Origin of the sequence: Pedobacter borealis DSM 19626, from assembly GCF_000708285.2 — a bacterium.
GTDB classification, from domain to species: Bacteria; Bacteroidota; Bacteroidia; order Sphingobacteriales; family Sphingobacteriaceae; genus Pedobacter; species Pedobacter borealis.
The window spans coordinates 1-13,168 of the sequence record NZ_JAUG01000115.1 but is presented as its reverse complement, the minus strand read 5'-3'; the positions used below and the strand labels follow the sequence as shown (position 1 = coordinate 13,168).

The following is a 13,168-nucleotide window of genomic DNA, read 5'->3' as shown; positions in this document are numbered from 1 at the left end:
TTCAGCCTCATCTTTGCTTAACTGGCGTATACTCTGGACACTGTTCCTGAAAAGTATATCCAGATTCTTATTACCCCTGCTAATTAACCTTGAATCGGATAAACTCGTAAAACCTCGTGTTTGCATCCAACAAAGAAACAAATTATTCAGAAATGTGTCCACACGATAGGTTATGGCGGGAAGAAGCAATTATCCGGGGGATATTTTTCTTATGAGACAGAAAAAGAAATGATCACGATCTTTTTTTCTAAAAATGACGATCCGGAAGTGTTGGCGACAGTTAAGTTCGGCCATAGGTTAGACTCGTCTAAATATAGTATAGACACCGCAACAAGAAAATTTACCGGAGTTGAAAAAGACTTTTATGCCATCCGGTCAAAAGCTGCACAGGCTGTTTCAAACGATACGCTTTTTAAATTTTATGAAAATACCAGTTTAAATCTTGTTCCGATCATAAAAAATGGGGCAAAAAAAGTATATGTCATCACTGGGCAAACCGCACCGGATGAAGTGTTATTAGGAAATGATTACCTGATTAATTTTGACAAAGACAATAATATCATTAAAAAGACAAAGCTTCATAACAATCTTATTCCCCTGGGAACCGGTGGTATAGACGCGATAAAAGCATCCTCACATCAACACTTAGGTGAAACAAGTCCTTATATTACCGCGACAGATATTTGTGCATTCAAATTATGGAAGGGAAGGACAACCTGGGTAATCAGTTTCATTGTCTCAACTGGATATGTATCTGCATGGCACTTTAGCGATGAATTTTTAGAAATTCTAACCCAGGCCGAATTCGAAAAAATAATGAAAAACAAATAGCATATTCACGCTTTCATTCCAGTCGTAGCGTCTCGCTAAAGCCATTGCAAAATCAATTTATAACAAAAAAAGCCCACCTTTCGATGCGCTTTTAATCTTAGCTGAGAGATGCGAAATGTCAAGCTTTTTGTCAACAACCCTTATTTTTGCTAAAGTCACGTTTAAAAAGTACCTTATTATTTTGCTCAATATAGTCACCCGATACGATCAAATAGGGATGATTAGGCGAATAGCCTGCGCTGCGGCTTCTTACGATTATTTTGTCGTTAACTTTCAGGCCATTTAACTGCTGAAATTCCTTAAGCGTGAATTGCATCATGTACTCTTCGCCATTAATCCTGACGATAAGCCATTTTGGTCCTGATTTCGCATTTGCGCGCTGAAAAGTAACAGACGTTACCACGGCTTCCATATTGCTGAAATCCTTTATGTACTTCCTTATTTTATCATGACTGGCATGCACTTTTTTACCTTCAGGAGAGAGCTCCCATTTTTTGTACCTGATCCCGTCAGGAGAGGCCTCCCATTTTTTCCTGTCTTCCACCATGCGGGCTTTCCGCTCAGCGGCAGACAAGGGCTTTGGGGATGGCTTAATTTCACGATTGGCAAATACTAATCCGCTCCCCACAACCAGTGGTAAGATCAGCACATAGATGTTTTTTTTCATATGTTTTATATCCTTTCAAATTGATTCAGCGAATCTAGTTTGATATTTTTCGGATGGAGTGATTTGGATTGTAAATAAAAATGTAAATTTTGTAAATAAATCGTAAATCGTATTTGAAGGGCGATTGTAGCCCCTCGCTGTACATCTGTACGTAACCAATGCAAGACCTTAAACCTTGAACGGCAAATAAAGACTGAGATTACTGAGAAGAAAAACAGTGCAAAATAAACAGAAGACTGTTTTGTGAAATAAAGCCACTGGTATAGATCAGAGGTTTTTTGCGGGAATAAATCTAAAACAAGGAATCTGAAATCATTAGCCGTTATCCTGTGATGATTGCTGGGCATCAGAATTAGAGTCCTGGGGTGGTGATGAAGAGGGAATTGTAGAAATCACTACAATAGCGGCAATAAAAAAGCCGATTGAAACCCAAACATTGACAACTCCCATCAGGTAGAGGATCCATAACGAACTGGAAATAATTAATGAAGAGGCTGTTATCCACTCAAGGCTTTGCCAAGCCCTTTTCAAAAATAATAAGCGAAAGTTGGCTAAGCCCGTAAATGCGAAAATGCCGTAGAAAAATTTTTCCCAGAATCCTACAATACCGTAAGAACTTAAATCAAACCAGAACGAAGCGACTACAAATGTGAAAAATAGAAAGAAAGCTATATTAATCGCAATCAAGGAAAGTTTATTCAGGTTCCGGCCACGATCATCACGATAAACGTACACTAAATTCATGTTTGCTACCGTTTTATACGGAATACAAAAAGCTGCTCCAGGAATCTCTCTAGACTTCACCTCTACTGTATTGCCTGCAGCATCTTTCACCTGTTTTAGCGCACGCGCATTGGTCAGAAATAGGTTTTCTAAGTTATTGTCTTCCTTATTAATTGTATACTGCGAGAGGAGGCCAGAATATAGCTTAGTTTCACCTGCAATCTCCTACCATAGTAAAAGCAGGCTTTTTGTTGCCTGGACTGCTATAAAGGATTTTACCACCATGAATATAGTAATACCAATAATTTTTAAATCGAAACAGCTGGAAATGTACGTCTAGTCTGAGCCCTCTAACCAGCCAATGCAACATAAAACCAAAGAAACAGGAAATAGCGTAAATAAGCGCAATGATCAATAGTAAATCCTGATAGGTTTTGTACATCAGATCCTTCTCCGGAATCTTATTGTCCGCAATTGGCGTTGCAATCTGTCGTACAGTATCATAACTAAGTGAATCTAGAACTTCAAGACCCGACATCGATCGGAAAGCATAAACAGAGAGAAAAGTGACCCCCATGGAAACCCCGCTGAAAAACACATTCCACAACAACTTATCAAACTCATTGGATTGATTAAACTGCTTGGTGAACTCACCACGATAATAAAATTTTCTAAAAAGGAAACCCGGAAAAATCGCCATCATTACAGCGATCACGGTATTGAGCGCAACCTGTTCCAAAGAAACTTTATGTTTAAGCTTCTACGAAAAACTTAATGTTCTGACCTTTCAAATTAAGGGTGACCTCGCCATGTTTCGGGTTGCTCATGATTTTGTCATAAAGCTCGACTTTACCCTCCGAATCATTAAGGATTGCTTTAGTCTCCTCACTGATCAGCGGTTCCTCTGTACTGAATTGAGTAAGCATATTTGAGGCCGCTCTAAAAAGATTGTTTAAGATACTATCCTTGCTCATGATATATAAATAAAAGGGTTGCAAAAGTAAAGATATTTTTCAGATAACCTGTTGTTAAACAAAAAAATATGTCCACCTTGGACACATCCTTAATTTCATCTCTTAACTTGTTAACATACAAGATAGCAAACAGTTTTCCAAATCACAAATTATTTCATCTTTTTTACTAAATAAACACGCCATCATGGCCGTAGCGTCTCGCTAAGACCCAAGCATTAATAGGGTGCAGAATAATAAGATTCAATATCGTTACAGTGATTAATTGTTAAAACCAAGATGTGCCACTAAACAAAAACACAGTTTAATGATTATCCGTCCACTCTGAAGGTAACTTCCCAAAAAACTTCTTAAATTCCTTACTAAAGTACCGGCTATCTAAAAAGCCTACCATATATGAAACCTGGTATACTGTATATAGTTTAGTTTCCAGCAGTTCTGCTGCTTTTTTAAGGCGTACCCTTTTGATAAAATCATTAACTGATGAACCAGAAACCGACTTAATCTTTTTGTAGAGGATAGGAGTACTCATATTCATCAGTTTGGCCAGTTCATTCACACCAAAATCTGCATTCTCTATCGAGTCTGCAATATGTTCTATCAGCTGATTAAGGAACTTTTGGTTTTCTGTGCTCAGTGTGGTTTGTCTTAACTGTTCAAAGATGTCGACTGACGTAGATTTTTTATCTAATAACTGGCTAACGTGTGCCTGCGCATTCTTTATTCCTGTAATAAGGTTATTAACCTGTAGCAGCAAAGCCTGAGGGCTAAAGGGTTTGGTGAGGTAAACATCAGCACCATGGGAGAGCCCGGCAATTACATCTTCGGCCTGTGTTTTGGCGGTTAGCAATATAAAGGGAATGTGGTTTGTTGCCACATTGGATTTGATCCGGTCACAAAAATCAAAGCCCGACATTTCAGGCATCGTTACATCACTGATGATCAGATCAGGCATATGCCGTTTAGCCTGTTCCCATGCCAGCTTTCCATTTCTGCTCATCATCACCTGGTAATGAGGGTTTAAAATATCGTCTAAAAGGGTGGCGAGCTCCAGGTTATCTTCAGTCAGCAAGATGATTGGTTTCGGGTTATCGTTGGTCGGGCTTAAGGGCAATAACTGGTCAGCCAGGCCATTGGGTAAGGTACTTTCTTCATGGTAGGCTTCTTGCAGCTCATACGTATCATTTTGTCTTTTAGGCAAAGAAATCGTAAATGATGTTAGTCCATGCTCATTCATGGTCTCCAACTGGCTGGTCACTGTAATGGTGCCTTGGTGAAGCTCAACAATAGCCTTAGATAAGGCCAGGCCAATGCCATAACCAGTGTTCTGAAACCCATGGTCTGCAACCTGATAATAATTTTCAAACAATTTGTCTAAATGCGACTGGGAAATACCCCTGCCGTTATCCTCTACAACGATGGTAATTTCATTGTCGGTCTGCTTGATCTTAAGTTCTACAATACCACCATCCTGTGTAAATTTATAGGCATTTGCCAATAAGTTTATAATGGCCTTTTTTAACTGGAAAGCATCGCACAGCAAAAAGGCTGATTTTAGATGTGATCTTTCAAATAGCGTGGTAATCTGTTTTCGCTCGGCGGTTTCCGAAAACATCTGTAGGCAATCTTCCAGTACAGGTAACAGATCCTGAACATTTTCGGATAGCGATAAACGGTTATCCTCAGTTTTTCTAAAATCCAGCAGTTCGTTAACGAGTGTGAGCAATCGCCTGGCATTGCCTGCAACCCCGATTATTTTGTCTTTTTGTTTCGTGCTCAAATGTTCATCCGAAACAAGCTGCTCAATAGGAGGAGAAATGAGGCTGAGGTGTGTCCTGATTTCGTGCGATACATTCGTAAAAAAATTGATCTTGTACTGGTGAAGTTCATCTTCTCTTTTTAGGAGGGTACGTAACACAAAATAACGGCTAACGAAGAAAACAATACTGGTTAAAATAAGGGTATACAGTGTATAAGCCCACCAGGTTGCCCAAAACGGCGGTAATATGTTAATGGTTAAACGAGTAGGTCCCATCCAGTTGGAACTGCCGCTATTGCCACTTACCATTAAAGTATAAGTACCTGGAGCAAGGTTGTTAAATGTTGCTTCTGCTAAATTGCTTGTGGTCCATCCCTTACTTAAGCCCTGAAGCTTATACCTGAAGGCATTTTTTGTTGGCTTAATAAAATCCAATAAGGCAAATTCGAAGGTTAACGAATTCTGGTTATGGCTAAGCTCAACCTTGTCGGTATAGGTGATGGATTTGCGCAGTACCGAACCATCAATTTCTACAGGAACATCAAAAATTCGCATACCGGTAATCACCATACTCGATTTTGTAGTATTGTCCCTGATTTTGTCAGGATCAAAATACACCAGTCCATCCAATGTTCCAAAAAACAAATTGTCATCCTGCTCGTATTTGGCATTGGGGGTAAAATTGGTACTGATCAGCCCATCTGCTTTGGTGTATTGGGTAACGATTTTCTTTTTCGGTGTAACCTTAAGTAACCCACTATCACTTGCCAGCCAGATATTGTGCTTCTTATCAAAGGCCATACTCACTACTGAACGGTTACTCAACTGATTGTTGATCTGATAGGGAACGAACTGCCGGTCTTTTCCATCATATCTTGCCAGGCCATGGCTTTCTAATCCTAAATAAATGGTGCCTTGATGCTCAGAAATGGTGTTTGCCGGGTACTTTAGGTAATATGTCCTGATCTCCCTGCCTTCAACTTTAATCACCTTGCTTTCGGAAGCAAACCATAACCTTTTTTTAGTATCGCGAAAGGCAATACCTGCGCGAAAAGATTTTAGTGCATTTTGCTGCATTAATAGATCTGCTTTTAAGCTGGTGCCAGCACGTTTATACACCAGTAAGCTACCGCTTGAGGTCATCCAAAGCCGGTTCTGGTCATCTTCTACTATAGAATTGATCTCGGTAACTCTTTCACTTCCTGTTAAACGGTGTTCGATGGCATTGGTACTGGCATTAAATACATCCAAAGTACCCGAAAAAGTTCCGATCCATACATTCCCGTCCTTATCCTTAAACAGGTTTTTAATAAAATTTGAACTGATGGACTGATTGTTACCCTGCTGGTTTTTTAAATAAGACACCTGTTTGGTAGTCTGGTTAAGAATATTTATTCCCCCGCCTTCGGTACCAATCCAAAGCTCGGTTGGATTACGGTTACAAATGCTGCTCACCACACGATGGTTGAGGTTTATAGATGATGGGCCGATACTTAGATGATTAAAGGGGGTAAGGGCTGGCTTTATCAGGTCTAAGCCACTGTAATAAGTGCCAATCCAAATGGTTCCCGAACGCTGTTGAAACAGGCTGTGGATAGAGCTGTTGTGTAAGGTCTGTTCATTGCCCAATCGGCTATTCAGCTCAATCCTGCTTAGGTGATCAATGTCGAAAAAAAACAGGCCATCTGCAGTGGCAGCACCAATCCTATGATCCAGTAAGCTGATAATTGAGCGGATTTTGTTTGTAGCGCCACCTGGTAAAGCGGGTTGTTTTTTTGCTTTTATAAATTTTCCTTGTTGATAATCACATAAAAACAGACCGGCAGCATAGGATCCGAACCAAAATCGTCCGGAATCATCTTGTTTAATCGAAGTAATTGCTTCCTTTTGCAAGAAAACAGGTAGTTCGATGGCTGTTCTGGTTAGGATAATCCGGCCAGCTTTAACGCTTACTTCAAAAAGGCCTCTATTTGTACCGCACCAGATTTTGCCATCAGTTGCCTGATATATCGTATAGCATGATATACTTCTGCCATCATCAAAAGTCTTTGGTGAGGTAATGATTTTATGTCCTTTGGTGATCAATACAATCCCCGCTATGGTAGTTGCCCAGATATTCCTAGAGCGATCAGCCATTATCCACCTAACCTCAGGTTGCTTTTGGTAGGGAAGCTTGATTTGTCTGAATTTTTCGGTAAGAGGATCAAAAATAATTAATCCAAATACTGTACCCATCCACAACCGGCTCTGTTGGTCCCAGAACAAAGACCTGATCAAAGCACCAGATGAAGGTTTACCTGTACCAAGAATATTCTTAAAATTGCGCCACCTCAATCCATCAAACCGGCTTAAGCCTTTTTCAGTGCCGAACCACATAAACCCTTGTTTGTCCTGTGCAATGGAGAGTACGCTATTTTGAACAAGGCCATCCTCAGTGCTGAAATGTGTTGAAATTGCCAGTTGGGCATTTACAGATAATGATCCCAATAATATTAAATACACAAAGTTTAACCAGCCCAGGGCACGGATGAAGCGTTTTCTATTTAAATGGAGCAGGATGATCATTGTAACAAAGCTATGAGATATTTGGCTTTAATATTCATAATTAACCTACGAAGTAGTGAAAAACCATCTGATTTAAAATTTTCCCCCTATTTGTTTAAGATTTTCTACTATTGATCATCAGCTAATTAAAGAAATTTACAAGCTAACCTGACCAGACAACCGGTCTACATTATCAATAACCAAATAAACCCATGAACCAGTTTTTTATGAAGCATGCACTTCAAAATGGGCAGATATAAGAACAAATCGGAGACTATAAAATGCGCAAACCTCGCTTATTACTTTTTCTAATCCCTTTTTTATTCAGTACAAAAATTGCACATAGCCAATCAGGCTTATCAACCAGCGACACGGTAAAAGTGAAACTGATTAACTGGAGCAGTTTTCAAAAAAAACACCTCACAATCAACTAACAAAAGTCGTACAAACAAGCCTGCTGAATGCCAATAAATTTGCATTAACCACTTGGTATCGGGATATAAAAAAATACCAGCCAGATTCGAGCGGTTACCTTGATCTGAAAAGCAAATCAAAGGTGAACGAATACCGCTACCGTTTTCCAGCGGCCATGTCGTTCGGTATTGCGATTGCCATCAAAACAGGTATATACGATCCTGCCGTAACAGGAGTTTCTTTACAGGAGGCTAAAAACAAAACCATCCAAATGGTAAGTGCTGTGGCCTACGATCATAAAGTGAACCAGAGGCGAAAGGTATGGGGCGGCGATTGGTAGGCGGCTCATTGGGCTTATTATTCGGGATATACGGCCTGGCTTTTATGTGATGATTTTTCTAAAAAAGACCAGACTTACATCACCCGGATGATCATTTCGGAAGCAGATCGTTTTCTTAGTGTAGTGCCACTTTATTATAAAGACAGTACTGGCAAAGTATTGTTCCCTGGTGATTCTAAAATTGAGGAAGATGCCTGGAATGCAGAGCTCCTATATTTGGCAGCAGTAATGCTGCCCAATCATCCGCACTCGGGTAAATGGTTGTATAAGGCAGTCGAATACCTGATGGCCTCAACAGCTTTACCTTCCGATCTTCATAATTCGCCGATTATACACGGACAGCCGGTTAGCCAATGGGTGCAGGGATCTAATATGGAAGAGCCAGGTTTTGTGATCAATCATGGTATCATCCATCCACAGTACAATGCAATTGCATCGATGATAAATGCCCCGATTGTATTCGCTCTGGCCAGAAAAAACACGCCTGAAGCCGCACGCTTCAATCTTGATAAAATTTATTATTCGGTAACCGCACATCCGTTTTCATCACCACCCTATAAGGCTCCCGGCGGTACCATGTACCGTGAAGGCACTGCTGATGTTTATTACCCGGAAGGGTCAGACTGGGGCCAGGGTGTTTACGATAATTATGCTAACCTCGATATTGCCGCGCTTACTTATGGTTGGGATAATCTTGCCCAAAAACATAAGGGAGAGTACTGGGCTAAACTGGTTTGTTATCATAAACTACTGGTACCTGCCGTTACTTGAACAGCAAAAGCGTTTTGCAGATGGACACACTTATGCAGGCGATCAGGAAAACAGCTATCCGGGCAGAGAAGAGGCTATTGCCAGAAAAAGGAAGAAAATTACCAGTAGTAAAAATGCAAACGAACTGTTGATCGGTCCACCGCCGCGCAAAGGATGGGAGCAGTATTATAAAGTATAATTCATGCACAAATGGAAGATAGGTTCCATCAAAAAAAATTACCTAAATGCATTCAAAAATTAAACTAATTATTACTGGTATTGCTTTGCTGAGCTTTCAGTTTAGTAAAGCGCAACAGGTTATCCAGAAACCTGTTGCTAATGTATGGACCGCCGATAACGGAGATGGCACCTTTAAGAACCCCTTGTTCTGGGGCGATTGGGCTGATACCCCGAGTAGAAATGGCGCAAAAGGCAGTTATTCCATGTGTGTTGGTGATGGCTTACAATGTAAAAGCTCAGCGGGCCTATTTTAAGCTCAGTGGTGCAAGGAGAAGCGATGGCATGGAGACCATTGAAATCCCAGCATTTGAAAAGGACAATGAACTGTATACCTGGATTTCATTTATCGCAGATGATAGGCCGTCTATCGCAATGAGCAGCTACACAGGGAATATTATTATTTAGGAGACCAGAAAGACGTAGTGCTCCATTAAAATCTTATTAAAGCATCTTTTAACCATTCAGTTTTGTAAGCTGAATGGTTATTGATTTCTTTTGCCTGTTTTATGGACTAGTTAAGGCAGACTATGAGCTTTGAATACCTACTATCTACAGCATTGAATTTGAATTTATTCTGTTCGCAAAATAATAAACATTGCTGTTGCTGCTATCTTTTTACTTTAGATCAAATATTTAAGGTTTAGTGCAAAAGCACTTGGTTTAAAAGTTAATCTACCTTTTTTATAAAAATAGCCCCCTTAGAGTCATTACTTATCTGACCTTTTATATTGGCTTTAATGGTAAATGCGGCACCGGTTTCATAATTATTGATAGTAAAAGGATAACTATTATTTTTTGTACTAGTACCAGCATAGCCGTTGAGTGTTTCCTCGGCCAATTTATTTCCATTTTTGTATATGCTGATAGAATTAATATCCAATCTGCTTTCGCCACCAATATATTGAAACGTTAAAATAAAATTGCCATTGGCATTTACTGTTCCAGTTGCATTGATCTCTAAAGTTGTAAAATCCTTTTCCTTAATGTTGGATGGCCCCCATTCTGCAGCTAACACACCAAGTTTTTTGAAACGATCGTATTTGTCTGGAAAATAGAAAGGTAACGAATACTGTTGCCTGTTTAATACTGTTATAGCCCAGAAATTGCTGAGATTTGTTATTTTGATGGGTTGAGTATATACTGTAGCATAAGGTGTTGGAAAAGACCCATCAGTAGTATAGCGTATTTCAGCACCCTTAACTACATTTTGTAGAGTGATGGTGTAGGTACTATCAACCTTTGTATTGCTCACCAGTTTTGGTTGTGGCAGCCTAAAACCATAACCTGCATTTTGGTAGCGTTGGTAATGTGTACTCATTCTACTTTCAAATGCCGTCCAGTTTTTTAGTTTTACAGGTGTCCAGCAAACTTCTGCCAGTGCACTTAGGCGTGGCAAAGCCAAATAGTCAAAATATTGCTCAGAGCGGTTTTCGTTCAATGGAACCATTTCGGCCAGTTTGTTGCCATGTATAAACTGGTCTGCCCACAAAGTACCTGATGCACCTAATATTTGGCTTCTGTATTTTTCATCTAAATTATCCAACATGGGGTTGAAGGAATACACACGCTCTAAAGAAACCGGCCCAGCCCATGAAGCTGTTTGTACCTCGCCTGGAATGTTTTTCTCAAGCATATCAAAATAACAATAAGCAGTTAGCGATTGTACAATGCTGTGCCCTTGCTCTACAGCTTTGGCAATTTTTTTCTTGTCATTCCAGATCATTCCAACCATTTTTTCCTTTAAGCCATCTTCAATTGCTTCATCCCAACCGACTAAAGTTTTTCCATATTTTTTTAATATAGACTGTACCCTGTTATTGAAATATACCTGCAGTTCTGATTCATTCTTCAGTCCAAGTTCGTTTTTTTTCTTTTGGCAATCAGTGCATTCTTTCCATCTGCTGTAATTGGCCTCATCGCCACCGATATGAATATATTTTGAAGGAAAAAGAGCAGTTGTTTCTTTAAATACATCTTCAAGAAACTCAAACGTACGCTCTTTACCTACACAATAAATTTCTTTACTAATAGAGTGTTGTGTTGGCATTATGAACTGTTGGTTTGTACAGCCGAGGTAAGGGTAGGCTACTATTGCAGCTAAAGTATGCGCTGGCAGCTCAATTTCTGGTACCACTTCTACATTTCGTTTATCCGCATAGGCTATAATTTCCCGAATGTCTTTTTGAGTATAATATCCACCTGTTTTTTCAGCGCCCAAACCACGCCATCCACCTATTGAAGTTAATTTGGGGTATTTGATAATTTCCAACCGCCAACCCGCATCGTCAATTAAATGGAAATGCAATACATTCATCTTATACATCGCCATTAAGTCGATAAACTTTAAAACATATTCTTTACTAAAAAAATACCTGGAAACATCAAGCATCATACCACGCCAAGCGTAGGCTGGGGCGTCATTAATTATGGCACCATCAATTGTCCAGATTTTGCTCTTTTTGCGTTCCTTATTATAAATTTCGACAGGCAACATCTGTAATAAAGTTTGAATGCCATAGAATATACCTGCGCTACTGTTCCCGGCAATTTTAACCTGTTGATTATTCACAGATAATGTATAGGATTCTCTGCTGTTACTGGCATTTTTTGAGACAACTAAAACTATCCCGTTTGATGGTAAAGTTTTAACTTCTTTTAATTCAAAGTCGAAACCAGTGGCGGGACTTAATGCCGATGCTAAAAGTGTTGCCTGTTCTTTCAATCCATTTTGGTAATAAATCTTAGTTCCTTTATTTATGTTAAAACGTTGGCCATTTGCTTTATAGCTTTCGGGAAGTGGAATGATATTATTTTGAGCGATAGATAGTTTTGAAAAACACATTAAGAAAAAGATAGGCAATAAAATTTTTGTCATAAGAAACTCAATTAGGGTTAAAGTAATTTACATATTATGCCATCCATCTTAAATATTAAACAAAGCACAAACGTTTGCGTTTAATCCGCTACTTTAAATTTTGCTTTAAAATGTTGACTGCCAATAATCCAATATCGAATCGATCTCTTGTTTTTTGCTATACTATTTATTTCGATCATCTCCTGTTTTTGTAATAATAAATTTACAAACGACACCTATTTCGGAAATAAGCTGGGTAATTGTGCATTTAACCCAAGAGCTGGGCTATACTAAATATAATTTACTGTTTTTCTATTTCTCTTGAATCACATTGTACCCTTATTTAAAAATTTTAAAGCAAATGCGGTAGCATTATCAGGGATATTAACACCGCTTAAACACGGCATTATTGTAAATCTATTGGTAAACAAACGTTTGTGCGGTGTTTTTAAATTGACTTAAATCAAATGTGCTTAGTTTTGATAAAGGTCTATAACTAAGATCTATACCAACATCCTATAATCATTTTATTAAAAAACAAACGAATAAATTATTCGTGATAACCAACTAACCAAAAAACCTATAAAAGAGTTTTTGCTGCATATAACTTCTTGAAAGAAATCGTCCTGTTGAAATCAAGAAGAATTACTGTATTGCCTGAAATAGACAGTATCATTCGCGATATGCCTTTCAGGTAATACTGTAATTAGATGAGCGTAATGTCGAACTGGAGATATTTGGCTGGTGCAGCATAAAAGATTAATAGCAGTAGAGGTGATGGTTGTTTTTTGATAATAAGAACTGAAAATTTTAACTCATAACCGATGAACAGAATATTTTTCCTTTTGGCCCTGCTAACTTTAGTTGTTATAAACGTAGATGCCCAGCAGGCAGGAAAAATCGACAATGATGACAGATCTAACAGCCTGATCGCTGCAGCTCCTTTTTTACGGATTACCCCTGGTGCCCGCATTGCTGGCATGGGCAATGCCGGTGTAGCGGTTGAGGCTGATGCGCATTCGGCGGCCATTAATGCCGCATCGATGGCCTACTTGCCCCAAGGGTCAACGGGAAT

The 13,168-nt window shown here is 39.2% G+C and carries 12 protein-coding genes and 1 pseudogene; 7 read left to right on the top strand and 6 right to left on the bottom strand.

Features of this window, described 5'->3' with window-relative positions; translation table 11 throughout:
• The first annotated feature begins 228 nt into the window (after positions 1-228).
• A complete protein-coding gene (locus tag AW17_RS21325) occupies positions 229-831 on the top strand; it encodes a hypothetical protein (RefSeq protein ID WP_055726112.1) in 603 nt (200 codons plus the stop codon).
• A 130-nt stretch (positions 832-961) separates the two neighbouring features.
• On the opposite strand, the gene AW17_RS21320 is transcribed toward AW17_RS21325, so the two are convergent.
• The 5 genes from AW17_RS21320 to AW17_RS21300 all read right to left on the bottom strand — a co-directional run bounded on the left by AW17_RS21320 (position 962) and on the right by AW17_RS21300 (position 7,516).
• Positions 962-1,498: a hypothetical protein gene (locus tag AW17_RS21320; RefSeq protein ID WP_029279901.1), complete on the bottom strand. Its 537-nt coding sequence runs from the start codon at positions 1,496-1,498 to the stop codon at positions 962-964.
• Positions 1,499-1,813: 315 nt separating this feature from the next.
• A complete protein-coding gene (locus tag AW17_RS21315; RefSeq protein ID WP_029279899.1) occupies positions 1,814-2,332 on the bottom strand; it encodes a hypothetical protein in 519 nt (172 codons plus the stop codon).
• Between the two features lie 100 nt (positions 2,333-2,432).
• Positions 2,433-2,960, bottom strand: coding sequence for a hypothetical protein (locus tag AW17_RS21310; protein WP_029279897.1), 528 nt, complete (start codon positions 2,958-2,960; stop codon positions 2,433-2,435).
• Between the two features lie 13 nt (positions 2,961-2,973).
• The gene (locus tag AW17_RS21305; protein ID WP_029279895.1) at positions 2,974-3,195 is read right to left on the bottom strand and encodes a hypothetical protein; all 222 of its coding nucleotides are present in this window, start codon (positions 3,193-3,195) and stop codon (positions 2,974-2,976) included.
• A 301-nt stretch (positions 3,196-3,496) separates the two neighbouring features.
• On the bottom strand, positions 3,497-7,516 hold the full coding sequence (locus tag AW17_RS21300) for a hybrid sensor histidine kinase/response regulator transcription factor (RefSeq protein WP_029279893.1): 4,020 nt from the start codon (positions 7,514-7,516) through the stop codon (positions 3,497-3,499).
• Between the two features lie 535 nt (positions 7,517-8,051).
• On the opposite strand from AW17_RS21300, the gene AW17_RS21290 reads away from it, so the two are divergent.
• From AW17_RS21290 to AW17_RS25450, 5 genes are all read left to right on the top strand, one after another.
• Positions 8,052-8,249 (top strand): hypothetical protein, encoded by a 198-nt coding sequence (locus AW17_RS21290; RefSeq protein WP_029279890.1) that lies wholly within the window; start codon positions 8,052-8,054, stop codon positions 8,247-8,249.
• Positions 8,250-8,336: 87 nt separating this feature from the next.
• Positions 8,337-9,020 (top strand): hypothetical protein, encoded by a 684-nt coding sequence (locus tag AW17_RS21285; protein WP_029279889.1) that lies wholly within the window; start codon positions 8,337-8,339, stop codon positions 9,018-9,020.
• Positions 8,944-9,198, top strand: coding sequence for a hypothetical protein (locus tag AW17_RS23900; RefSeq protein ID WP_083488799.1), 255 nt, complete (start codon positions 8,944-8,946; stop codon positions 9,196-9,198). Before AW17_RS21285 ends, AW17_RS23900 begins: the two co-directional genes overlap by 77 nt.
• 46 nt (positions 9,199-9,244) lie before the next feature.
• Positions 9,245-9,493: a hypothetical protein gene (locus tag AW17_RS21280; protein WP_029279887.1), complete on the top strand. Its 249-nt coding sequence runs from the start codon at positions 9,245-9,247 to the stop codon at positions 9,491-9,493.
• Complete coding sequence (locus AW17_RS25450) at positions 9,420-9,644, top strand: DUF6266 family protein (protein WP_425339103.1); 225 nt, start codon at positions 9,420-9,422, stop codon at positions 9,642-9,644. The genes AW17_RS21280 and AW17_RS25450 overlap by 74 nt, the downstream gene beginning before the upstream one ends.
• Before the next feature lie 262 nt (positions 9,645-9,906).
• Here AW17_RS25450 and AW17_RS21275 read toward each other — a convergent pair whose 3' ends face one another.
• On the bottom strand, positions 9,907-12,114 hold the full coding sequence (locus AW17_RS21275; RefSeq protein ID WP_051692027.1) for a beta-N-acetylhexosaminidase: 2,208 nt from the start codon (positions 12,112-12,114) through the stop codon (positions 9,907-9,909).
• Positions 12,115-12,917: 803 nt separating this feature from the next.
• Here AW17_RS21275 and AW17_RS21270 point away from each other — a divergent pair.
• Positions 12,918-13,168, top strand: a pseudogene (locus tag AW17_RS21270) (type IX secretion system outer membrane channel protein PorV); the annotation flags it as partial.